The 22,837-nt window shown below is 58.6% G+C and carries 16 protein-coding genes and 3 rRNA genes; 6 read left to right on the top strand and 13 right to left on the bottom strand.

The annotated features are described in order from the left end of the window. From J3A71_RS28760 to J3A71_RS28750, 3 genes are all read right to left on the bottom strand, one after another. A complete protein-coding gene (locus J3A71_RS28760; RefSeq protein WP_016484297.1) occupies nucleotides 1-1,659 on the bottom strand; it encodes a Na/Pi cotransporter family protein in 1,659 nt (552 codons plus the stop codon). Nucleotides 1,660-1,934: 275 nt separating this feature from the next. Further along, nucleotides 1,935-2,705, bottom strand: a complete 771-nt coding sequence (locus J3A71_RS28755) for a TerC family protein (RefSeq protein ID WP_016484298.1) — start codon at nucleotides 2,703-2,705, stop codon at nucleotides 1,935-1,937. 68 nt (nucleotides 2,706-2,773) lie between these two features. Continuing rightward, complete coding sequence (locus J3A71_RS28750) at nucleotides 2,774-4,081, bottom strand: CitMHS family transporter (RefSeq protein WP_023047261.1); 1,308 nt, start codon at nucleotides 4,079-4,081, stop codon at nucleotides 2,774-2,776. A 266-nt stretch (nucleotides 4,082-4,347) separates the two neighbouring features. Between J3A71_RS28750 and J3A71_RS28745 the strand changes: the two genes are divergently transcribed. Continuing rightward, complete coding sequence (locus J3A71_RS28745) at nucleotides 4,348-4,749, top strand: GFA family protein (RefSeq protein WP_096425441.1); 402 nt, start codon at nucleotides 4,348-4,350, stop codon at nucleotides 4,747-4,749. Between the two features lie 127 nt (nucleotides 4,750-4,876). Here the strand turns inward: J3A71_RS28745 and J3A71_RS28740 are convergent, their stop codons facing one another. From J3A71_RS28740 to J3A71_RS28695, 10 genes are all read right to left on the bottom strand, one after another. Next, the gene (locus J3A71_RS28740) at nucleotides 4,877-6,832 is read right to left on the bottom strand and encodes a DUF4105 domain-containing protein (protein WP_060519863.1); all 1,956 of its coding nucleotides are present in this window, start codon (nucleotides 6,830-6,832) and stop codon (nucleotides 4,877-4,879) included. Further along, the gene (locus tag J3A71_RS28735; protein WP_016484302.1) at nucleotides 6,829-7,149 is read right to left on the bottom strand and encodes a DUF2388 domain-containing protein; all 321 of its coding nucleotides are present in this window, start codon (nucleotides 7,147-7,149) and stop codon (nucleotides 6,829-6,831) included. Before J3A71_RS28735 ends, J3A71_RS28740 begins: the two co-directional genes overlap by 4 nt. A 37-nt stretch (nucleotides 7,150-7,186) precedes the next feature. Beyond that, on the bottom strand, nucleotides 7,187-7,480 hold the full coding sequence (locus J3A71_RS28730) for a DUF2388 domain-containing protein (RefSeq protein ID WP_016484303.1): 294 nt from the start codon (nucleotides 7,478-7,480) through the stop codon (nucleotides 7,187-7,189). An 88-nt stretch (nucleotides 7,481-7,568) separates the two neighbouring features. Beyond that, nucleotides 7,569-7,886: a DUF2388 domain-containing protein gene (locus J3A71_RS28725; RefSeq protein ID WP_016484304.1), complete on the bottom strand. Its 318-nt coding sequence runs from the start codon at nucleotides 7,884-7,886 to the stop codon at nucleotides 7,569-7,571. A gap of 303 nt (nucleotides 7,887-8,189) precedes the next feature. Beyond that, nucleotides 8,190-8,405, bottom strand: coding sequence for a DUF1127 domain-containing protein (locus J3A71_RS28720; RefSeq protein ID WP_016484305.1), 216 nt, complete (start codon nucleotides 8,403-8,405; stop codon nucleotides 8,190-8,192). A 373-nt stretch (nucleotides 8,406-8,778) separates the two neighbouring features. Next, nucleotides 8,779-10,272 (bottom strand): acetyl-CoA hydrolase/transferase family protein, encoded by a 1,494-nt coding sequence (locus tag J3A71_RS28715; RefSeq protein ID WP_016484306.1) that lies wholly within the window; start codon nucleotides 10,270-10,272, stop codon nucleotides 8,779-8,781. Nucleotides 10,273-10,458: 186 nt separating this feature from the next. Then, entirely contained in the window at nucleotides 10,459-11,895 is a 1,437-nt protein-coding gene (locus J3A71_RS28710; RefSeq protein ID WP_209953589.1) for an NAD(P)(+) transhydrogenase (Re/Si-specific) subunit beta, read from the bottom strand. 2 nt (nucleotides 11,896-11,897) lie between these two features. Further along, the gene (locus tag J3A71_RS28705) at nucleotides 11,898-12,212 is read right to left on the bottom strand and encodes an NAD(P) transhydrogenase subunit alpha (protein ID WP_016484308.1); all 315 of its coding nucleotides are present in this window, start codon (nucleotides 12,210-12,212) and stop codon (nucleotides 11,898-11,900) included. An 11-nt stretch (nucleotides 12,213-12,223) separates the two neighbouring features. Beyond that, nucleotides 12,224-13,345 carry a Re/Si-specific NAD(P)(+) transhydrogenase subunit alpha gene (locus tag J3A71_RS28700; RefSeq protein WP_095116383.1) on the bottom strand — a complete coding sequence of 374 codons (1,122 nt, stop codon included), beginning with the start codon at nucleotides 13,343-13,345 and terminating at the stop codon, nucleotides 12,224-12,226. Between the two features lie 436 nt (nucleotides 13,346-13,781). Continuing rightward, entirely contained in the window at nucleotides 13,782-14,681 is a 900-nt protein-coding gene (locus J3A71_RS28695) for a LysR family transcriptional regulator (protein WP_016484310.1), read from the bottom strand. Between the two features lie 161 nt (nucleotides 14,682-14,842). Between J3A71_RS28695 and J3A71_RS28690 the strand changes: the two genes are divergently transcribed. The 5 genes from J3A71_RS28690 (at nucleotide 14,843) to rrf (ending at nucleotide 22,823) form a co-directional block, all read left to right on the top strand. Further along, nucleotides 14,843-16,024 (top strand): acyl-CoA dehydrogenase, encoded by a 1,182-nt coding sequence (locus J3A71_RS28690; protein ID WP_016484311.1) that lies wholly within the window; start codon nucleotides 14,843-14,845, stop codon nucleotides 16,022-16,024. Between the two features lie 14 nt (nucleotides 16,025-16,038). Beyond that, nucleotides 16,039-17,259: a CaiB/BaiF CoA-transferase family protein gene (locus tag J3A71_RS28685; protein ID WP_209953587.1), complete on the top strand. Its 1,221-nt coding sequence runs from the start codon at nucleotides 16,039-16,041 to the stop codon at nucleotides 17,257-17,259. Between the two features lie 568 nt (nucleotides 17,260-17,827). After that, nucleotides 17,828-19,364: ribosomal RNA gene (locus J3A71_RS28680) — 16S ribosomal RNA — on the top strand. A gap of 317 nt (nucleotides 19,365-19,681) precedes the next feature. Beyond that, nucleotides 19,682-22,573, top strand: a 23S ribosomal RNA gene (locus J3A71_RS28675). Nucleotides 22,574-22,707: 134 nt separating this feature from the next. Next, nucleotides 22,708-22,823 (top strand): 5S ribosomal RNA (rrf, locus tag J3A71_RS28670). The 16S, 23S and 5S rRNA genes sit together here, the layout of an rRNA operon. Nucleotides 22,824-22,837 lie beyond the last annotated feature (14 nt).

Below are 22,837 nucleotides of genomic sequence, written 5' to 3'. Positions count from 1 at the left end.
TCAGGGCAGACGGGCTTCGTCCGGTACGCTGTCGAGCATCAGGCCGCCGGTGTCCGAGCCGCCTAGTACCACATAGGCACTGCTGCAGAACAAAGAGTTCAACCGTTTCATGTCGGCAATCAGTTCCAAGTGTAGCGAACTGGTCTCGATGCTTTGCACCACCTTACGCTGCAAGCGGCTGACATGGGCGTGCGCCAAGCGCCGTTCCTGGGCGCGAAAACGGCGTTTTTCCCGCAGCAGCAAGCGGGCGCTTTCCGGGTCGGCGCTGAGAAACACCGACAGGCCCAGGCGCAGGTTGGCCAGTAATTGCTCCTGCAGGCCGGTCAGCTCCTCCAGGCCTGTCTGGGAAAACTCCCGGCGCTGGCTGGTTTTTTGCTGCTGGACCTTGCGCAACATGCGCTCGATCAGGTCGCAGGCCAGCTTGAGGTTGATTGCCAGTTCGATGATCTCCGCCCAGCGGCGGTTGTCCTGCTCGCTAAGGTCTTCGCGGGACATCTGCGCCAGGTACAGTTTGATCGCGCTGTACAGGGCTTCGGCGTCTTCGGCCAAGGCGCGAACCTGCTGTGGCAGGGCGGTCTGGGTTCCGCGCAGGGCGCCGAGCATGGCTTCGAGCAGGCTGTCGACGATATCGCCCAGGCGCAGGGTTTCGCGGGCGGCGTTGGCCAAGGCCAGGCTGGGCGTTTCCAGTGCCGAAGCGTCCAGATGGCGTGGGCGCACTTGCCCGTTACCGGTTTCGCGCTCAGGCAGCAGTGTATTGCACAGCCGGCCCATGAGTTTGACTGTGGGTAGCATCAGCAGGCAGCGCAGCGTGTTGTAGAGCAGGTGAAAGCCGATGACCAGCTCTTGTGGGCTGAAGCTGAGCGAGTCCATCCACTCCACCAGTGGGTGCAGCACCGGGATGATCAGCACCAGGCCGAACAGCTTGTACAGCAGGCTGCCCAAAGCTACCCGGCGCCCGGCGGTGTTCTGCATGCTGGTGCTGATGAAGGCCAGCAAGCCACTGCCGATGTTTGCGCCGACCACCAGGCCGATGGCCACCGGCAGGCTGATGACTTCGGCGCCGGCCAATGTCGCAGTGAGCAGTACGGCGGCCAGGCTGGAATAGGAAATCATGGCGAACATGGCGCCTACCAGGGCGTCCAGCATGATGTCGCCGGTCAGCGAAGCAAACAGCACTTTTACGCCTTGTGCATGGGTGATAGGCGCAGCTGCCTGCACGATCAGCTCCAGCGCCAGAATGATCAGGCCAAGCCCGATACCTACCCGACCTAATTGGCCAGCGCGCGTCTGCTTGCGCGAGAGGAAGAAAATAACGCCCAGGAAGATCAGCAGCGGTGACAGCCACGACAGGTCGAAGGTCAATACCCGGGCCATCAACGCGGTACCCACATCGGCACCCAGCATGATCGCCAGGGCCGGGGTCATGGCCATCAGGCCCTGGCCGACGAAAGACGTGACCAACATGGCGGTGGCGTTACTGCTTTGCACCATGGCGGTGACCAGAATACCGGCTATGAAAGCCAACGGACGCTTGTCCATGTTCTGGCTGATGATGCGCCGCAGGTTCGAACCGAATACCCGAAGGATGCCGGTACGCACGATGTGGGTGCCCCAGACCAGCAGCGTCACGGCCGAAAGCAGGTTGAGCAGGGTCAACATGGCGAAGGCCCCCTGTTGCACTGGCCCATAGGGCCCAGAAAAAGAAACGTGAGCGTTTGAAGAATTTTCGGTGCTCACTCAAAGCTTTAGTTGTTTTGCGCAGCTGTCGCCAGCTTCGCATGGCAGTCATTTATTTGAAACACATGGAAATGAATGATTGCCTGTGCGCGCTTTTTTGCGGGGTGAACCCGCTCCCACAGGGATCGTGTTCAGAAAGCGGGCATGAAAAAGGGCCCCGAACGAAGGGCCCTTTGGTTTTCCTGCACTCCCTGGTTTTATTGACCCGGGATGTCCTTGCGCAGTTTCACCGGCTCCTGTTCTGTGCCTTTCTTGCGGGCCGAGGCAGTGCGCATGCGGATGTTGATAGCTTCCACTGCCAGCGAGAAGGCCATGGCGAAGTAGACATAACCCTTCGGTACGTGCACCTCGAAAGCCTCGGCGATCAGCACGGTACCGACCACGATCAGGAACGACAGTGCGAGCATTTTCAGCGACGGGTGTTTGTCGATGAAATTGCTGATCGCACCGGCGCACAGCATCATCACCAGCACGGCTACGACGATGGCGGCGATCATCACCGGTACGTGGGAAACCATGCCCACTGCGGTGATTACCGAGTCCAGCGAGAACACGATGTCGATGATGGCGATCTGGATAATGGTGTAGAAGAACTTGCCACCTGCGCCTTTTGGCTCATCCGGGCTTTCGTCCTCGCCTTCCAGGCCGTGGTAAATCTCTTGCGAGCTTTTCCACAGCAGGAACAGGCCACCGAAGAACAGGATCAGATCACGTCCGGAGATGCCCTGGCCGAACACCACGAACAGGTCGGCAGTAAGGCGCATGACCCAGGTAATCGACAGCAGCAGCATGATGCGGGTAACCATGGCCAGGGCCAGGCCAAAGATCCGGGTGCGCGGCTGCATGTGCTTGGGCATGCGGCTGACCAGGATCGAGATCATGATGATGTTGTCGATACCGAGGACGATCTCAAGCGCGGTAAGGGTAAAAAAGGCAACCCAGATTTCCGGGCTGGTCAGCCATTCCATGTAATTTCCTTCGAGCGGTAATGGCGACGCGCCCCGGTGGGACGCGTCGCGTAGGTGATACGTCAGTATTAAAGACTACTGAACAGCGGGAAAATCCCCATCAGCAGTGCGGCGAGCATTATGCACAGGCATACCAGCACTGCCCACTTGAGCGTGAAGCGCTGATGATCGCCGAACTCGATACCGGCCAGGGCCACCAGCAGGTACGTGGAGGGTACCAGCGGGCTGAGCAGGTGTACCGGCTGCCCGACGATCGACGCACGGGCCATTTCCACCGGGGTGATGCCGTAGTGGCTGGCGGCTTCGGCCAGCACGGGCAGTACGCCGTAGTAGAAGGCATCATTGGACATGAAGAAGGTGAACGGCATGCTCACGATCGCGGTGATTACCGCCAGGTATGGGCCCAGCGCTTCTGGGATGACTGCCAGCAGGCTCTTGGACATGGCGTCGACCATGCCGGTACCCGACAGGATGCCGGTGAAGATGCCGGCGGCGAAGATCAGCCCGGTCACGGCCAGCACGCTGCCAGCGTGGGCGGCTATACGGTCCTTCTGCTGTTGCAGGCACGGGTAGTTGACGATCATGGCGATGCTGAAGGCGATCATGAACAGCACTGGCAGCGGCAGCACACCGGCGATCAGCGCGACCATCAGGGCGGCGGTCAGCGCACCGTTGAAGTACAGCAGTTTGGGCCGACGTGCTTCCGGAAATTGCGAAACGGTGATTTCGCTGTGGTCGATGTCATCGGTCGGCAGGTGCAGCTCGCCCAGGCGGGCACGTTCCCGTTTGCCGTACATGTAGGCAATGGCCAGGATCGCCAGCACGCCGAACAGCATGGCCGGGATCATTGGCACGAAGATGTCCGACGGGTCGACGTGCAGGGCGCTGGCGGCGCGGGCAGTGGGGCCACCCCACGGGGTCATGTTCATGACCCCGCCGGCGAGAATGATGAGGCCGGCCATGATCCGCGGGCTCATCCCCAGGCGGCTGTACATGGGCAGCATGGCGGCGCAGCAGATCATGTAGGTCGTGGCGCCGTCACCGTCGAGGGAGACCACCAAGGCCAGCACGGCAGTGCCGACAGAGACTTTGAGCGGGTCGCCCTTCACCAGCTTCAGGATCTTGCGCACGGCCGGGTCGAACAGGCCAGAGTCGATCATCAGGGCGAAGTACAGGATGGCGAACATCAGCATCACGCCGGTAGGTGCGAGCTTGCTGATGCCTTCGAGCATCATGGGGCCGATCTTGGCAGAAAAGCCCCCGAACAGGGCAAACAGGATGGGTACCAGAATCAACGCGATCAAGGCCGACAGGCGCTTGGTCATGATCAGGTACATGAAGGTGATGACCATGGCAAAGCCGAGGAAGGTCAGCATGGCAATACTCCAGGCGTGGCGCGGCGAAAGGAAAGTCGATTCGGGCGGATCAGCGCGTCAGGCGCTGCGCGGGGAGCATGCGGAGAGGTACTGCAGGAAGGCGGGCACAGGAATACATCAGAATCACCATTGTTGTTGTTGATTGGGCCGGGCGCGGTTTTTACCGGTGCCCTGGCTGACCGGTCTTGTGCCGGTGGTGGGGGCTATCCTATGAGGGCAAGCTTTCAGCCAGCTTTCGCTGAAGCAAAGGCGACGAGAGGTAGGTGATGCAGAATGTGACCGAAGGGGGCTGTCATTGCGGCGCCTTGCGTTACCGATTGGAGGGTGACCTGACAGACGTTGCCCACTGCCATTGTACGATCTGCCGCCGGGTAAGCGGCGGGCTGGTGGTCACCTGGCTCACCCTGCCCGGTTCGGGGTTCAAGTGGCTGGCGGGCGAACCCAACTGCTATGTGGCGCCGGCCAGTTGCAACCGGTACTTCTGCGGGCATTGCGGGGCGCATGTGGCGCTGGTGACTACGCACAGCCCTGAGACGGTTGACGTGACGGTGGCGACGCTGGATCACCCCGAGCGGGTGCGGGCCACCCGGCATATCTGGGTGGGTAGCCGGCTGCCCTGGTTGCATCTGGATGAAGATTTGCCAGAAGAGGATGGCGAAAGCCAGTAAGCAATTGTGCTGGTGCTGCAGGCCCTATCGCCGGCAAGCCAGCTTCTACAGGGACTGCGCAGTACTCAAGGCCTGTGCAGAATGTGTGGGAGCTGGCTTGCCGGCGATAGGGCCGGTACAGCCTTCCTTACAATTGCAGGCCACCCGCAGCTTTATGCAGCGCCCGCAAATGCTCACCGATCTGTTTCACATTGGCCTCGACGGCGGCAATTTCCTTGGCGCGCGATGGCTCCAGCAATGCCCTCACCTCTTTGTCCAGGCTGGTACTCAAGCGCAACAGCTGTGCCTGGCGTTCGCTGCTCACCTGCTCAAGGTGCTTACGCTCCTCGGGTTGTGGCAGCCCGTAGCCTTTGGCATCGAGCAATTCTGCAGGGCGGCTGAGGAAACCGCTGTTCGCGAGCATCTGCTTGAGGGTGGCGTCAGCTTTGTTGATGCTGCCATCTTTCAGCGCCGCTGCATTCAGGTAGCGCTGCTTGACCTCGTCCTGGGCCAGCAGCAACTGCCGGCGCAGGCTGGCCTGTTCCAGCAGCAGCAACGCAGCGCTGGTTCGCAGGTCGGCTTTGGCGAACCAGGGGCGGCGTTGCTCGGCATCCAGGGCCAGCCAGTCTTCCACCAGGGCCTGCTTGATCGGCAGCTGCTTCCTCAGTACCTCGAACATCGCCTGGTAGCGGTCGCGGTAGGAATCGAAGCGGTAGCCAAGGCGTAATGCCTCGCGCGGGTTGTCCAGCACGCTGGTATCGGCCAGCCCCCTGCCCTTGAGCACGGCCAGCAAACCGTTGGGCATGATGCTGTCGAGGTCGTTCAGGCGTGGGTTGGCGGTGCCGCTGCGCAGCAGTTTCAACGACTCCACCGCACAGTTGTTGGACAGGAACCAATAGTTGCCGTCATAGCTCCAGTGCATCTCGGCTGCCTGACGCACCAGGCTCTCGACTTCTTCGCGGCTGAGCCTCAAGGGTACCGAGGCCAGGCTACGCAGTTCGGTCTTGGTGTACTCATCGATCACCTGCCCCAGCGGCAGTACGAACAATCGCGAGGGGTAGACACCGACCAGGCCGTCCCAGCTGGACAGCTGCACATCGTTGACGAAGGCGCGGTACGACAGCACCAGGCTCTGGTCGAGGTCAAGGCGGCAGTCCGGCCCGCGTGGGCGGCCGGGCTTGCAGATCACCAGGCGCAGCATGCTGTGGCCCCAACGGCTGACCAGGTTCTGGTTGGCTTCGGCCAGCAGGTAGTCCACTTCATAGACCCGCTCGGGATCGATTTCACCCAACGGCTGGCGAGCGAAGTCGCTGCCAGCGTTGATGAACGGCAGGCCCTTGGCGCAAGTGTCCTGTTGGGGGGCCCAACCGAAGTGCTCGCGCAGATACTGGTTCAGCGCCGGGCGGCGACAACCGTAGCTCGGGTCGAGGAGAAAATACTCCATGTTGACCGCGATGTACTCCTTGGGGCTGCTCAGTTCATAACTGTCGGGGCTGCGCACGAACTGGCCGTTGTGCTGTTCGCGCTCGCCGCGTCGGCCCACGTACTGCTGCCAGCCAGCCAGGTCGAGCAGGCGCGGGTCGTCGCTAAGGGTGAAGCGGCGCTCGGCTTGGCCGCGGCACGCTTCTGGCAGGCCGATCTTGCCCAGCGTGCCTTGCTGGCGCTTGCAGCGGGCAATCAGCGAATTCTCGGCAGCGGGCCACAGGCGGGCACGGTCGTAGATATGGGTGAGCTCATGCAACACGGTGGCCAGCAGTTCTTCACGCACTGTGCCGTGTGGGCGATTGGTACGCTCGGTTGCGGCGCTGCCGTCGGTGAGGCTGGGCAGCAGGCGACGGTTGAGCTCAAGGGTGGACACCAGCGATGCCTGGCCGTAGGCATCGGCCGGCATGGTGTCGCTCCAGCTCACCCGCACGCGGCGGTCCAGCTGCTGCTTGAAGCGAGGGGGCAGTTTGCCCATGGCCTCGTCAAGCAGTGCCTGGGTGGCTTGGGTTTGTTGTGGGTCGAGGCCCGATGCCTGCAGCTGGAGCTGCAGGTCGGCCAATGCGGGCGTACCGAGCAGCGTCAGGGCGCAGCCGAGCAGCCAGGTACGCATGCGGTTCACAGCGCGAGGATGGCTTCAGCCAGTACCTGGTCGCTGGCGCCACGTGCTTCAGGCACACGCTCGCGCAGAGTGTTGAAGGCGGCCTCAAGCTGGACACCGCGAATGTCGCCATTGCTGGCGACGAAGCTGGCGGCGTCATCGTGCGCTTCGCGGACTACTTTGGAGTCGCGAATCGAGGTGGTGGTGTCTGAGGTGAAGTCGATCGAGCGGCCAAAGGCACGCACGATGATGTTGCTGGTGGCCACCAAGGTCTGTGCATGGGCCAGGTCGGCCAGCAGCAACATGCCGAGGCTAGCGGCAATCAGCGGTTTACGCATGGAGCATCTCCGAAAAAATACAGGGAGTCAGATGTAGCTATTGGACGAGAATTGCCTGCGCCAGTTCCAGGTCGCCGACGGCGTGCTGTGAACAATTGTGGCGTAATGATTCCAGCGCGGCTTCCAGCCGAACACCGCGGATCTGGCCGTCGCTGGCAACGAAGGCAGCAGCATCATCGCGCGCCTGGCGAACCAGCTTGCGATCGAACGGTGCGCTGGTGACCTGGCTGGTGACATAGCCAGTGATGACCATGCCTTGCGTGGTGGTATCCATGGCATGGGCACTGGCCATACCTGCAACAGAGAACAGCAGTGGCAACAGATAACGCATGGGCTCTACAACGGCTGGGAACGTGGGTGACAGAAGCGCGTGTAACTGGGCAGGTGCTGAGCAGCGCAGTTGCACGGCTTATTCGGGGTCAGAGCGCCAGGATAGCCTGGGCCAATTGCGCGTCGCTGGCTTGCAGGTCAGGCATCTGCGAACGGATGTGCAAAAAAGCGCTTTCCAGCTTGGCCCCACGGATGTCGCCCTGGCTGCCAACGAAGCTGGCGGCGTCGTCACGGGCGGCCTGCACGATCTTGTCGTCTTTGAACGAAGAGGTGACGTCGGAAGTGGCATCGGTGGATGCGGCCACTGCGCCAACAACGGCGTCGGTGGTGACAACGAAGCTGGTGGCGTTTGCGGTGCCGGCCAGGCTCAGCATCAGGGCGGCGCCAATCAGGTATTTACGGGACATGATGGTGGACTCCTGGACTAGGGTCGGGTGGTGGTGCTTATCGGACGCTGACACAGCTCGTCACGGTACGTTTAACAGCGGCTTTCAACAGACTGTTAAGCCAAGCGTATCACGCGCCGTTGTTTGTGGAAGTTAATGAACGGCACGCCAGTAAACTGTGCTGGCTTGTTTTGTGTTTATAAAAACTGTACCTATTGACCTTGAAGCGCTCTGCCGCGCGGCCTGGACATAAAAAAACCCGTCGCAGTCACCTGCAACGGGTTTGGGAATTCGCGGTGCCGGCCTAAGCCGGCAAGCCGGTGCTTAGCGCCAGAAAGGCTTGCTCAGCTCTTCGTAACGCTGCGACTCGCTGATACCGGCGTCGGCCAGCAGACGGCTGTCCAGGCGAGCCAGTTGACGGCGGCTGGCCATACGGCGCTGCCACAGCAGCAGGGTAGACAGCGCGCGCAGCGGCATCGAGGTGTTGGATTGCTGAGCGTTGCTTTCAAAAACCAGACCGGAACTGAGGGTACGTTCCATGATGCTTCATCCTTCCGCTTATGGCGGGATTAGGTAGTGATTTAACTGATGCCAATGATCCTCCTCTGCTGTCCATAACAGTAGATACAGTTCTGTAGTAAGACGATGGCTCAGTTAACTGTGTAACCCTACTGTTGCACTCGAAAATGGCGTAACTGTACCGGTCCGCACTTTGTTGGTGCGTTTTAACGTTGGATAGCGGCGTTTACAGGTATAGCGAGGCAAGGCAACCAGTACAGTAGTACAGTTTTATTTGGTCGCAGTGAATGGGTGTACGAGTAGAAGGATTTGACTGTCATGGCCCTTTTGCGGGTTTGCCCGCGAAGAGGCCGGAACAGCAGAAGCAGGGCTGCTGTTCCGTCCGGTATTTGGGTCAGCTAGCCAGCATACGACCAGTTTCTTCCAGATTTTCGTGCCAGCTCAGCGCTTCGCGCAGGATGTGCGGGGTATGGCCGCCACGCTGGCACGCACGCTCGAAGTAATCGTTCAGCGCAGCGCGGTAGTCCGGGTGCACACAGTTGTCGATGATCGCCCGTGCCCGCTCGCGAGGCGCCAGGCCACGCAGGTCGGCCAGGCCTTGCTCGGTGACCAGGATGTCTACGTCATGCTCGGTGTGGTCGACATGGCTGACCATCGGCACCACGCTGGAAATCGCGCCGCCCTTGGCAATCGACTTGGTGACGAATACGGCCAGGTGGGCGTTGCGGGCGAAGTCACCCGAGCCGCCGATGCCGTTCATCATCCGGGTGCCGCACACGTGGGTGGAGTTAACGTTGCCGTAGATATCGAACTCCAGTGCGGTGTTGATCCCAATGATCCCCAGACGACGTACCACTTCCGGGTGGTTGGAGATTTCTTGCGGGCGCAGCACCAGCTTGTCCTTGTATCGCTCCAGGTTGCCGAAAACGTCGGCATTGCGGCGGCCGGACAAGGTGATCGAGCTGCCCGACGCGAAGCTCAGCTTGCCGGCGTCGATCAGGTCGAAGGTGGAGTCCTGCAGTACTTCGGAGTACATGGTCAGGTCTTCGAACGGCGACTCGATCAGGCCGCACATCACCGCGTTGGCGATGCTGCCAATACCGGCTTGCAGTGGGCCGAGCTTGTTAGTCATGCGGCCAGCTTCAACTTCTTGCTTGAGGAAGTTGATCAGGTGGTCGGCGATGCCTTGGGTTTCGTCATCCGGCGGCAGTACGGTGGACGGGGAGTCCGGCTGGTTGCTGATGACAATGCCGACAATCTTGGCCGGGTCGATCGGGATGGCGGTGCTGCCGATGCGGTCGTCGACCTTGACCAGTGGGATTGGCGTGCGGGTCGGGCGGTAGGTCGGGATGTAGATATCGTGCAGGCCTTCGAGGTTGGGGTTGTGCGAGAGGTTGATCTCGACAATCACCTGCTTGGCAAAGATCGCGAAACTGGCCGAGTTGCCTACCGAAGTGGTTGGCACGATGTGGCCTTGCTCGGTGATGGCCACGGCCTCGATCACCGCAATGTCCGGAAGCTTTAGCTGCTGGTTGCGCAGTTGTTCGACAGTTTCCGACAGGTGCTGGTCGATGAACATCACCTGGCCGTCGTTGATGGCCTTGCGCAGGGTGCTGTCAACCTGGAACGGCATGCGGCGAGCCAGCACGCCGGCCTCGGTCAGCTGCTTGTCCAGGTCGTTGCCCAGGCTGGCGCCGGTCATCAGGCTGATTTTCAGTGGCGACTGCTTGGCACGTTCGGCCAGGGCATGCGGTACGGCCTTGGCTTCGCCGGCGCGGGTGAAACCGCTCATGCCGACGGTCATGCCGTCCTCGATCAGACCAGCGGCATCAGCCGCACTCATTACCTTGCTGTGCAGGGAGGACAAGCGGATACGATCACGGTACATGGATTGTTATCTCGGGCTACTGAAACTACTGCAGCGCAGTCTAGAGATTTCGCCCATTGCCGTCCCACGACCATGGTCGTATGAGAAGCCTTGAAGTCGAGCCGTTGATCCGGATCAATAAAAGGAAAGCCCCGGCAGAATCTGACCGGGGCTTCCTTTATATCAGTTGGTTTGCAGCCGTGGTTTTCACTCCACGGCCTTCACCATGTCCTCGATGACTTTCTTGGCGTCACCAAACACCATCATGGTCTTGTCCAGGTAGAACAGTTCGTTGTCCAGGCCGGCATAGCCGCTGGCCATGGAGCGCTTGTTGACGATGATGGTCTTGGCTTTGAACGCTTCGAGGATTGGCATACCGGCAATTGGCGATTTGGGGTCGTTCTTCGCCGCCGGGTTGACCACATCGTTGGCGCCCAGCACCAGCACCACGTCGGCCTGGCCGAATTCGGCGTTGATGTCGTCCATCTCGAACACCTGATCGTACGGTACTTCGGCCTCGGCCAGCAGCACGTTCATGTGCCCGGGCATGCGGCCCGCCACGGGGTGGATGGCGTACTTCACGGTTACGCCGTTGTGGGTCAGCTTCTCGGTCAGCTCCTTCAGCGCGTGCTGGGCACGGGCCACCGCCAAGCCGTATCCCGGGACGATGATCACGCTGTCGGCGTTGCTGAGCAAGAAGGTGGCATCGTCGGCCGAACCGGACTTCACGGGGCGCTGCTCTTTCGAGCCTTGCGCCGCGCCGGCGTCGGTATCGCCGCCAAAGCCCCCAAGGATGACGTTGAAGAACGACCGGTTCATCGCCTTGCACATGATGTACGAGAGGATGGCGCCGGACGAACCCACCAGGGAGCCTGCGATGATCAGCATCGAATTGTTCAGGGAGAAGCCGATACCGGCCGCCGCCCAGCCCGAATAGCTGTTGAGCATCGACACCACCACGGGCATGTCGGCGCCGCCGATCGGGATGATGATCAGCACGCCCATGACGAAGGCCAGGGCCAGCATCAGGGTGAAGGCGCTGTAATGACCAGTGAAGGTGAACAGCAGGCCCAGGGCGATGGTGGTCAGACCCAGGATCAGGTTCAGCTTGTGCTGGCCGGGGAACTGTACCGGTGCGCCCTGGAACAGGCGGAACTTGTACTTGCCCGACAATTTGCCGAAGGCGATAACCGAGCCGGAGAAGGTAATGGCGCCGATGGCTGCGCCCAGGAACAGCTCCAGGCGGTTACCGGTGGGGATCGGGTCGGTGATCGCGGCAACGATGCCCATCGACTGCGGCTCCAGCACGGCAGCGATGGCAATGAACACCGCAGCCAGGCCGATCATGCTGTGCATGAAGGCGACCAGTTCCGGCATCTTGGTCATCTCGACGCGCTTGGCCATGATCGAACCCGCGGTAACACCGACCAGCAGGCCGACGATGACATAGCCAATACCGGCGGTGGCCAGCTCGGCGCCCAGCTTATAGATGAGGCCAACCGTGGTGAGCATGGCGATGCCCATGCCGATCATGCCGAACAGGTTGCCGCGCCGTGAGGTGGTTGGGTGCGACAGGCCCTTGAGCGCCTGGATGAAGCACACCGAAGCGACCAGGTACAGAAGTGTTACCAGATTCATGCTCATGCTTACTTCTGCCCCTCGTTCTTGGCTTTCTTCTTGAACATCTCAAGCATGCGGCGGGTGACCAGGAAGCCACCGAACACATTGACCGCAGCCAGGGCTACGGCGAGAGTGCCCATGAGCTTGCCGGCTGGGGTCACAGTCAGCGCGGCAGCAAGCATGGCGCCGACGATTACGATGGCAGAGATGGCATTGGTCACGGCCATCAGCGGCGTGTGCAACGCCGGGGTGACGTTCCACACCACGTGGTAGCCCACATAGATGGCCAGCACGAAGATGATCAGGTTGTAGATGCCATGGGAAATCAGCATGTCTTCCATTGTCGTGCTCCTTAGCCGTTCTTGCGGACGACTTGACCATCACGGCACATGAGGCAGGCCGCGACGATGTCGTCTTCGAGGTTGATGACCAGTGCGCCGTCCTTGTCGAACAGCAGTTTCATGAAGTCCAGCAGGTTGCGCGCATACAGCGCCGAGGCATCGGCACCCAGCTGGGCCGGCAGGTTGGTCGGGCCGACGATGGTCACGCCATTCTCCCGTACTACCTGATCAGCAACGGTGAGTGGGCAGTTGCCACCCTGGGCTGCGGCGAGGTCGATGACCACCGAGCCGGGCTTCATCTGCGCCACGGTCTCGGCACTGAGCAGGGTCGGAGCCTTGCGGCCGGGGATCAGTGCGGTGGTAATGACGATGTCCGCCTGCCTGGCTCGCTCGTGCACGGCTTGGGCCTGGCGTTGCATCCAGCTGGCTGGCATCGGTCTGGCGTAACCGCCGACGCCTTCGGCGCACTCGCGCTCCTCATCGGTCTCGTAAGGCACGTCGATGAACTTGGCACCCAGCGACTCGATTTGCTCCTTCACTGCCGGGCGTACGTCGGACGCTTCGATCACCGCACCCAGGCGCTTGGCGGTGGCGATGGCCTGCAGGCCGGCAACGCCCGCCCCCAGGATCAGCACGCGCGCGGCCTTCACGGTGCCTGCAGCGGTCATCAGCATGGGCATGAAGCGTGGGTAGTGATGGGCCGCCAGCAACACAGCTTTGTAACCCGCGATGTTGGCCTGTGACGACAGCACGTCGAGGCTCTGCGCCCGCGAGGTGCGGGGAGCGGCTTCCAGGGCGAAAGCGGTGATGCCGCGTTCGGCCATCTTGGCGATCAGTTCGCTGTTGAAGGGGTTGAGCATGCCCGCCAGGAGGCTGCCACTGTTGATCAGGGCCAGCTCCTGGTCGTTGGGTGCGACCACTTTGAGTACCAATTGGGCGCCGTATGCATCGGCTGCGCTCCCTAGGGAAGCGCCTGCGGCCTCATAGGCACTGTCCGGAATGCTGGCGTTGAGCCCTGCCCCCCGTTGGACGGTGACCTGATGGCCTTGGCCAATCAGTTTCTTGATGGTTTCCGGGGTCGCAGCGACCCTTGTCTCACCGGTCTGCGTCTCGAGAGGAACACCAATGTGCACGACTATTTCTCCTGCGGTGACCTTTTGTCTTTGTATGAGCCAGCACACTTCGGATGGTGCGCTGGGGCGGCTGTGGAGCGCCGACCCGCCGATTCCCGGGCGGGCGAAGCATTTTGCAGACGAACCCGGGGGCCTTCAACCGGTTATGGAGCGAAACGAAGTTAAAACTACAAGTCACCCTGTGACCGCTTGTCGCAGCGGTAAGGCTCCAGCCCGTCAAGCATGGGCTATTGGCAGATTAGGAGAAAAAATCAAAAATATTTGGGTTGATACGCTTACGGCACGGTGAATGTCGCAAAATCACCCGCAAAGCCGCGTGGTTAGCAGGGTTAAAGGGTATTTCCAGGCGGACATAACAGTTTATGGATATGCGACAAATACATATATCTGTAGGTGTTTAAAATAATTAACTACAGGGTCAATTTGTCGCACTTCATCAAGCTGTTGCGGTGTAGGCCCAGGCCTGGCTCACCAGCCAGTCTCGGAAGGCGCGCAGCGAAGCTGACTCTACCTTGCGATCCGGAATCATCAGATAGTAGGCCTTGTCGCTGATCAGGGCATGCCTGTTAGCGACCACCAGCCTACCCTCCCCCAACTCGCGCTGGATCAGGAACGGTGGGATCAGTGCGACCCCCATTTCATGTATGGCCGCCTGGGCGAGCATCGAGAATAGTTCATAACGCGGGCCTGTCATGTCGCGTGGCACATTCATCCCTAGGCTGCCGAACCACTGCCGCCAGGCGTAGGGGCGCGTGCTTTGCTGCAGCAGTGGCAGTTGGGCGATGCGCTGTGCTTCGAGTATGCCCTGCCCGGCCAGCAATGCCGGGCTGCAGACGGGGACCGGGTTCTCCCCCATCAGCCGGTGCGACTGGGTGCCGGACCAGTCGGCATCACCGAAATAGATTGCGGCATCGAAGGGGGTGTCGGCGAACAGGAATGGCCGGGTGCGGTTGGTGAGGTTGACCGTCACCTCTGGGTGGCGTTGCTGGAAGTCCTTGAGGCGCGGAAGCAGCCATTGGGTACCAAAGGTAGGCACTACGGCCAGCTCGATCACGCTGGCGCCCTGCTGACCCATCACCGACAGGGTGTCGCGCTCTACCGCATCCAGTTGAGCGGCAACCTGACGACTGTAGGACAGGCCGGCCTCGGTCAGCTTCACGCCGCGGCGGGAACGGCGGAACAGTTCCACATTCAGAAAAGCCTCGAGGCCGCCGATCTGCCGGCAAACGGCACCCTGGGTCAGGGCGAGTTCCTGGGCGGCCTTGGTAAAGCTCTCGTTGCGTGCCGCCGCCTCGAAGCAAACCAGAGCGGTGGTACTGGGGATCTTGCGGCGCATGTACGTCAACCTCACTCGTAAGGCTGTCTTTGTGGTGTTTTGCCGATTTACGAAGTGACAAATTATCACTAATTGGTGCGCAATCCTCGTTTGTCCCGGCGGCCGATCGGGCCTAGGCTCAAACGCACAAGAAACTGCCCCCTATTACGAGGATTTCGCTCATGGCCGGTAAAGCAAGCTTCCACTGGATCGACCCACTGCTGCTGGATCAACAGCTCACTGAAGAAGAGCGCATGGTGCGTGACAGCGCTTATCAGTTCGCCCAGGACAAGCTTGCCCCGCGTGTGCTCGAGGCTTTCCGCCACGAGCAGACCGACCCGGCGATCTTCCGGGAGATGGGTGAAGTCGGCCTGCTGGGTGCCACCATTCCCGAACAGTACGGTGGCAGTGGCCTGAACTACGTGTGCTATGGGCTGATTGCCCGAGAGGTCGAGCGTATCGACTCGGGCTACCGTTCGATGATGAGCGTGCAGTCGTCGCTGGTGATGGTGCCCATCAATGAATTTGGTACCGAGGCCCAAAAGCAGAAGTACTTGCCCAAGCTGGCCAGTGGCGAGTGGATCGGTTGTTTTGGTCTGACCGAGCCCAACCACGGCTCCGACCCTGGCTCGATGATCACACGTGCCAGGAAGGTCGACGGCGGCTACCGTCTGACCGGCAGCAAGATGTGGATCACCAACAGCCCGATCGCTGATGTGTTCGTGGTGTGGGCCAAGGACGATGCAGGGGATATCCGCGGCTTTGTCCTGGAGAAGGGCTGGCAGGGCCTCAGTGCCCCGGCCATTCATGGCAAGGTCGGCCTGCGTGCCTCGATCACCGGTGAAGTTGTCATGGACAATGTGTTCGTGCCAGAAGAGAACATCTTCCCGGATGTGCGCGGCCTCAAAGGCCCGTTCACCTGTCTCAACTCTGCCCGTTACGGCATCTCGTGGGGGGCGTTGGGTGCGGCCGAGGCGTGCTGGCACACCGCGCGTCAGTACACCTTGGACCGTCAGCAGTTCGGCCGCCCCCTGGCTGCCAACCAGCTGATCCAGAAAAAGCTGGCCGACATGCAGACCGAAATCACCCTGGCGCTGCAAGGCTGCCTGCGCCTGGGGCGCATGAAGGATGAAGGTACCGCTGCTGTGGAAATTACCTCGATCATGAAGCGCAATTCCTGCGGCAAGGCGCTGGATATCGCTCGCATGGCGCGCGACATGCTGGGTGGCAACGGCATTTCCGATGAGTTTGGCGTGGCCCGTCATCTGGTAAACCTGGAGGTGGTCAACACCTATGAAGGTACTCACGACGTGCATGCACTGATCCTGGGGCGTGCGCAGACCGGTATCCAGGCCTTCTATTAATAAGGAGCCAGCCCATGGGCGCGCTATCACATCTGCGGGTGCTGGACCTTTCGCGCGTGTTGGCCGGCCCATGGTCTGGCCAGATTCTCGCTGACCTGGGCGCTGACGTTATAAAGGTGGAGCGCCCGGGCAGTGGTGACGATACCCGCGCGTGGGGGCCGCCTTTCCTCAAGGATGCCGAGGGTGAAAACACCAGCGAGGCGGCTTACTACCTGTCGGCCAACCGTAACAAGCGTTCGGTGACCATCGACTTCACCCGGCCTGAAGGGCAGCGCCTGGTGCGTGAGTTGGCGGCGAAGTCCGATATTGTCATCGAGAACTTCAAGGTGGGTGGTTTGGCGGCCTATGGGCTGGACTACCAGAGCCTGAAGGCGATCAACCCGCAGCTTATCTATTGCTCCATTACCGGTTTCGGCCAGACCGGCCCGTATGCCAAGCGTGCGGGTTATGACTTCATGATCCAGGGGCTGGGTGGGCTGATGAGCCTGACCGGCCGCCCGGAGGGTGAGGAAGGCGCGGGGCCGGTCAAAGTGGGTGTGGCGCTTACCGACATCCTTACCGGGCTGTACTCAACGGTGGCCATGCTTGCCGCCCTTGCCCATCGGGCGCAGACCGGGGTGGGCCAGCATGTCGACATGGCGTTGCTCGATGTACAGGTAGCCTGCCTGGCGAACCAGGCCATGAATTACCTGACCACGGGCAACCCGCCTCGGCGCCTGGGCAATGCGCATCCCAATATAGTGCCCTACCAGGACTTCCCGACGGCGGATGGCGACTTCATTCTTACCGTGGGCAACGACAGCCAGTTCCGCAAATTCGCAGAAGTGGCCGGGCAGCCACAATGGGCGGACGATCCACGCTTCCTGACCAATAAGCAGCGGGTGGCCAACAGGGCCGAGCTGATTCCACTGATCCGCCAGGCCACAGTATTCAAGACAACCGCCGAATGGGTTGCCCAGCTGGAGGCTGCTGGGGTGCCGTGCGGGCCTATCAATGACCTGGCTCAGATGTTTCAGGACCCACAGGTGCTGGCGCGTGGGTTGGCGGTGAACATTCCGCATCCATTGGCGGGTACCGTGCCGCAGGTAGCCAGCCCTATACGGTTGTCGGAGACGCCGGTGGAGTACCGACGGGCGCCGCCGCTGTTGGGTGAGCATACCGAGGCGGTACTGGGGGAAGTGCTGGGGCTGGAGGCAGGTGAGGTGCAGCGCTTGCGGGAGGCCGGCGTGCTGTAGAAGCGGCGGGTGCTATATAAAAGCAGGGAGGCCGCCAGGCCTCCCTGCTTTGCTTTTCAGCGATATTACGGTTTCTTGAAATTAATGGTTGACGCCCTTTCGAATCCCCTTATAATGCGCCCCACTTCCAGCGACATCGGAACGACAAACTCCTTGAGATTCAATGAGTTAGGTAGTTAAGGTAGCGTTGAAAGGGCTACGATCGAAAGATCGCAAGCGGTTGAAATGGTGGTTGACAGCGCTTCTAAACGCTGTATGATTCGCCTCCCGCTACGAGAGATCGCAGCGAGCCAAGTGTTTGAAGCTAAACGAGTTTCTCGCAAAAAACTTCAAAATAAACGCTTGACAGGCTCTGAGGAAAGCGTAGAATGCGCGCCTCGGTTGAGACGAAAAGCTCTTAACCAAACGCTCTTTAACAAATCGAATCAAGCAATTCGTGTGGGTGCTTGTGAGTACGGACTGATAGTCAAAAAGATTATCAGCATCACAAGTGACCATGCGAGAAATCACATAGTCATTTGAGATTGCTGAGCCAAGTTTAGGGTTTCTTAAAAACCCAAGCAGTATTGAACTGAAGAGTTTGATCATGGCTCAGATTGAACGCTGGCGGCAGGCCTAACACATGCAAGTCGAGCGGATGAGAAGAGCTTGCTCTTCGATTCAGCGGCGGACGGGTGAGTAATGCCTAGGAATCTGCCTGGTAGTGGGGGACAACGTTTCGAAAGGAACGCTAATACCGCATACGTCCTACGGGAGAAAGCAGGGGACCTTCGGGCCTTGTGCTATCAGATGAGCCTAGGTCGGATTAGCTAGTTGGTGAGGTAATGGCTCACCAAGGCGACGATCCGTAACTGGTCTGAGAGGATGATCAGTCACACTGGAACTGAGACACGGTCCAGACTCCTACGGGAGGCAGCAGTGGGGAATATTGGACAATGGGCGAAAGCCTGATCCAGCCATGCCGCGTGTGTGAAGAAGGTCTTCGGATTGTAAAGCACTTTAAGTTGGGAGGAAGGGCATTAACCTAATACGTTAGTGTTTTGACGTTACCGACAGAATAAGCACCGGCTAACTCTGTGCCAGCAGCCGCGGTAATACAGAGGGTGCAAGCGTTAATCGGAATTACTGGGCGTAAAGCGCGCGTAGGTGGTTTGTTAAGTTGGATGTGAAAGCCCCGGGCTCAACCTGGGAACTGCATCCAAAACTGGCAAGCTAGAGTACGGTAGAGGGTGGTGGAATTTCCTGTGTAGCGGTGAAATGCGTAGATATAGGAAGGAACACCAGTGGCGAAGGCGACCACCTGGACTGATACTGACACTGAGGTGCGAAAGCGTGGGGAGCAAACAGGATTAGATACCCTGGTAGTCCACGCCGTAAACGATGTCAACTAGCCGTTGGAATCCTTGAGATTTTAGTGGCGCAGCTAACGCATTAAGTTGACCGCCTGGGGAGTACGGCCGCAAGGTTAAAACTCAAATGAATTGACGGGGGCCCGCACAAGCGGTGGAGCATGTGGTTTAATTCGAAGCAACGCGAAGAACCTTACCAGGCCTTGACATGCAGAGAACTTTCCAGAGATGGATTGGTGCCTTCGGGAACTCTGACACAGGTGCTGCATGGCTGTCGTCAGCTCGTGTCGTGAGATGTTGGGTTAAGTCCCGTAACGAGCGCAACCCTTGTCCTTAGTTACCAGCACGTTATGGTGGGCACTCTAAGGAGACTGCCGGTGACAAACCGGAGGAAGGTGGGGATGACGTCAAGTCATCATGGCCCTTACGGCCTGGGCTACACACGTGCTACAATGGTCGGTACAGAGGGTTGCCAAGCCGCGAGGTGGAGCTAATCTCACAAAACCGATCGTAGTCCGGATCGCAGTCTGCAACTCGACTGCGTGAAGTCGGAATCGCTAGTAATCGCGAATCAGAATGTCGCGGTGAATACGTTCCCGGGCCTTGTACACACCGCCCGTCACACCATGGGAGTGGGTTGCACCAGAAGTAGCTAGTCTAACCTTCGGGAGGACGGTTACCACGGTGTGATTCATGACTGGGGTGAAGTCGTAACAAGGTAGCCGTAGGGGAACCTGCGGCTGGATCACCTCCTTAATCGACGACATCAGCCTGCTGATGAGCTCCCACACGAATTGCTTGATTCATTGTAAAAAGGCGATTAAGACCTGTATCGGTCTAGCGTTTTTCCTGGTCAGAACTTGGAAATGAACATTTGTATCGAATGTTGATTTCTGACTTTTGTCAGATCGTTCTTTAAAAATTCGGATATGTGATAGAAATAGACTGAACACCAGTTTCACTGCTGGTGGATCAGGCTAAGGTAAAATTTGTGAGTTCTGCTCGAAAGAGCGACGTGCGAATTTTCGGCGAATGTCGTCTTCACAGTATAACCAGATTGCTTGGGGTTATATGGTCAAGTGAAGAAGCGCATACGGTGGATGCCTTGGCAGTCAGAGGCGATGAAAGACGTGGTAGCCTGCGAAAAGCTTTGGGGAGTCGGCAAACAGACTGTGATCCAGAGATCTCTGAATGGGGGAACCCAGCCAGCATAAGCTGGTTATCTTGTACTGAATACATAGGTGCAAGAGGCGAACCAGGGGAACTGAAACATCTAAGTACCCTGAGGAAAAGAAATCAACCGAGATTCCCTTAGTAGTGGCGAGCGAACGGGGACCAGCCCTTAAGTTGGTTTGAGATTAGTGGAACGCTCTGGAAAGTGCGGCCATAGTGGGTGATAGCCCCGTACACGAAAATCTCTTATCAATGAAATCGAGTAGGACGGAGCACGAGAAACTTTGTCTGAATATGGGGGGACCATCCTCCAAGGCTAAATACTACTGACTGACCGATAGTGAACTAGTACCGTGAGGGAAAGGCGAAAAGAACCCCGGAGAGGGGAGTGAAATAGATCCTGAAACCGTATGCGTACAAGCAGTGGGAGCCTACTTGTTAGGTGACTGCGTACCTTTTGTATAATGGGTCAGCGACTTATATTCAGTGGCGAGCTTAACCGAATAGGGGAGGCGTAGCGAAAGCGAGTCTTAATAGGGCGTTTAGTCGCTGGGTATAGACCCGAAACCGGGCGATCTATCCATGGGCAGGTTGAAGGTTAGGTAACACTGACTGGAGGACCGAACCGACTACCGTTGAAAAGTTAGCGGATGACCTGTGGATCGGAGTGAAAGGCTAATCAAGCTCGGAGATAGCTGGTTCTCCTCGAAAGCTATTTAGGTAGCGCCTCATGTATCACTGTAGGGGGTAGAGCACTGTTTCGGCTAGGGGGTCATCCCGACTTACCAAACCGATGCAAACTCCGAATACCTACAAGTGCCGAGCATGGGAGACACACGGCGGGTGCTAACGTCCGTCGTGAAAAGGGAAACAACCCAGACCGTCAGCTAAGGTCCCAAAGTCATGGTTAAGTGGGAAACGATGTGGGAAGGCTTAGACAGCTAGGAGGTTGGCTTAGAAGCAGCCACCCTTTAAAGAAAGCGTAATAGCTCACTAGTCGAGTCGGCCTGCGCGGAAGATGTAACGGGGCTCAAACCATGCACCGAAGCTACGGGTATCATCTTATGATGATGCGGTAGAGGAGCGTTCTGTAAGCCTGTGAAGGTGAGTTGAGAAGCTTGCTGGAGGTATCAGAAGTGCGAATGCTGACATGAGTAACGACAATGCGAGTGAAAAACTCGCACGCCGAAAGACCAAGGTTTCCTGCGCAACGTTAATCGACGCAGGGTTAGTCGGTCCCTAAGGCGAGGCTGAAAAGCGTAGTCGATGGAAAACAGGTTAATATTCCTGTACTTCCAGTTATTGCGATGGAGGGACGGAGAAGGTTAGGCCAGCCTGGCGTTGGTTGTCCAGGTTTAAGGTGGTAGGCTGAAATCTTAGGCAAATCCGGGATTTCAAGGCCGAGAGCTGATGACGAGTTGCCTTTAGGCGACGAAGTGGTTGATACCATGCTTCCAAGAAAAGCTCCTAAGCTTCAGATAACTGGGAACCGTACCCCAAACCGACACAGGTGGTTAGGTAGAGAATACCAAGGCGCTTGAGAGAACTCGGGTGAAGGAACTAGGCAAAATGGCACCGTAACTTCGGGAGAAGGTGCGCCGGCGAGGGTCAAGGACTTGCTCCGTAAGCCCATGCCGGTCGAAGATACCAGGCCGCTGCGACTGTTTATTAAAAACACAGCACTCTGCAAACACGAAAGTGGACGTATAGGGTGTGACGCCTGCCCGGTGCCGGAAGGTTAATTGATGGGGTTAGCGCAAGCGAAGCTCTTGATCGAAGCCCCGGTAAACGGCGGCCGTAACTATAACGGTCCTAAGGTAGCGAAATTCCTTGTCGGGTAAGTTCCGACCTGCACGAATGGCGTAACGATGGCGGCGCTGTCTCCACCCGAGACTCAGTGAAATTGAAATCGCTGTGAAGATGCAGTGTATCCGCGGCTAGACGGAAAGACCCCGTGAACCTTTACTATAGCTTTGCACTGGACTTTGAATTTGCTTGTGTAGGATAGGTGGGAGGCTTTGAAGTGGGGACGCCAGTTCTCATGGAGCCATCCTTGAAATACCACCCTGGCAACTTTGAGGTTCTAACTCAGGTCCGTTATCCGGATCGAGGACAGTGTATGGTGGGTAGTTTGACTGGGGCGGTCTCCTCCCAAAGAGTAACGGAGGAGTACGAAGGTGCGCTCAGACCGGTCGGAAATCGGTCGTAGAGTATAAAGGCAAAAGCGCGCTTGACTGCGAGACACACACGTCGAGCAGGTACGAAAGTAGGTCTTAGTGATCCGGTGGTTCTGTATGGAAGGGCCATCGCTCAACGGATAAAAGGTACTCCGGGGATAACAGGCTGATACCGCCCAAGAGTTCATATCGACGGCGGTGTTTGGCACCTCGATGTCGGCTCATCACATCCTGGGGCTGAAGCCGGTCCCAAGGGTATGGCTGTTCGCCATTTAAAGTGGTACGCGAGCTGGGTTTAGAACGTCGTGAGACAGTTCGGTCCCTATCTGCCGTGGACGTTTGAGATTTGAGAGGGGCTGCTCCTAGTACGAGAGGACCGGAGTGGACGAACCTCTGGTGTTCCGGTTGTCACGCCAGTGGCATTGCCGGGTAGCTATGTTCGGAAGAGATAACCGCTGAAAGCATCTAAGCGGGAAACTTGCCTCAAGATGAGATCTCACTGGGATCTTGAATCCCCTAAAGGGCCGTCGAAGACTACGACGTTGATAGGTTGGGTGTGTAAGCGCTGTGAGGCGTTGAGCTAACCAATACTAATTGCCCGTGAGGCTTGACCATATAACACCCAAGCAATTTGCTGACGCAGATTGCGGTGGTGAAGATGATACGAACCGAAAGTTCGCAACGAACCACAAACATCACATATCCGGATTCGCTGGGCTGTTCATCTGGACATTCTGGCTACAGAATTTCTTGACGACCATAGAGCATTGGAACCACCTGATCCCATCCCGAACTCAGCAGTGAAACGATGCATCGCCGATGGTAGTGTGGGGTTTCCCCATGTGAGAGTAGGTCATCGTCAAGATTCATTTCGCAAAA

The organism is Pseudomonas sp. PvP089 (assembly GCF_017875165.1).
In the GTDB taxonomy this organism is placed as follows: Bacteria; Pseudomonadota; Gammaproteobacteria; order Pseudomonadales; family Pseudomonadaceae; genus Aquipseudomonas; species Aquipseudomonas fortuita.
This window is presented reverse-complemented; position numbering and strand designations above follow the sequence as displayed.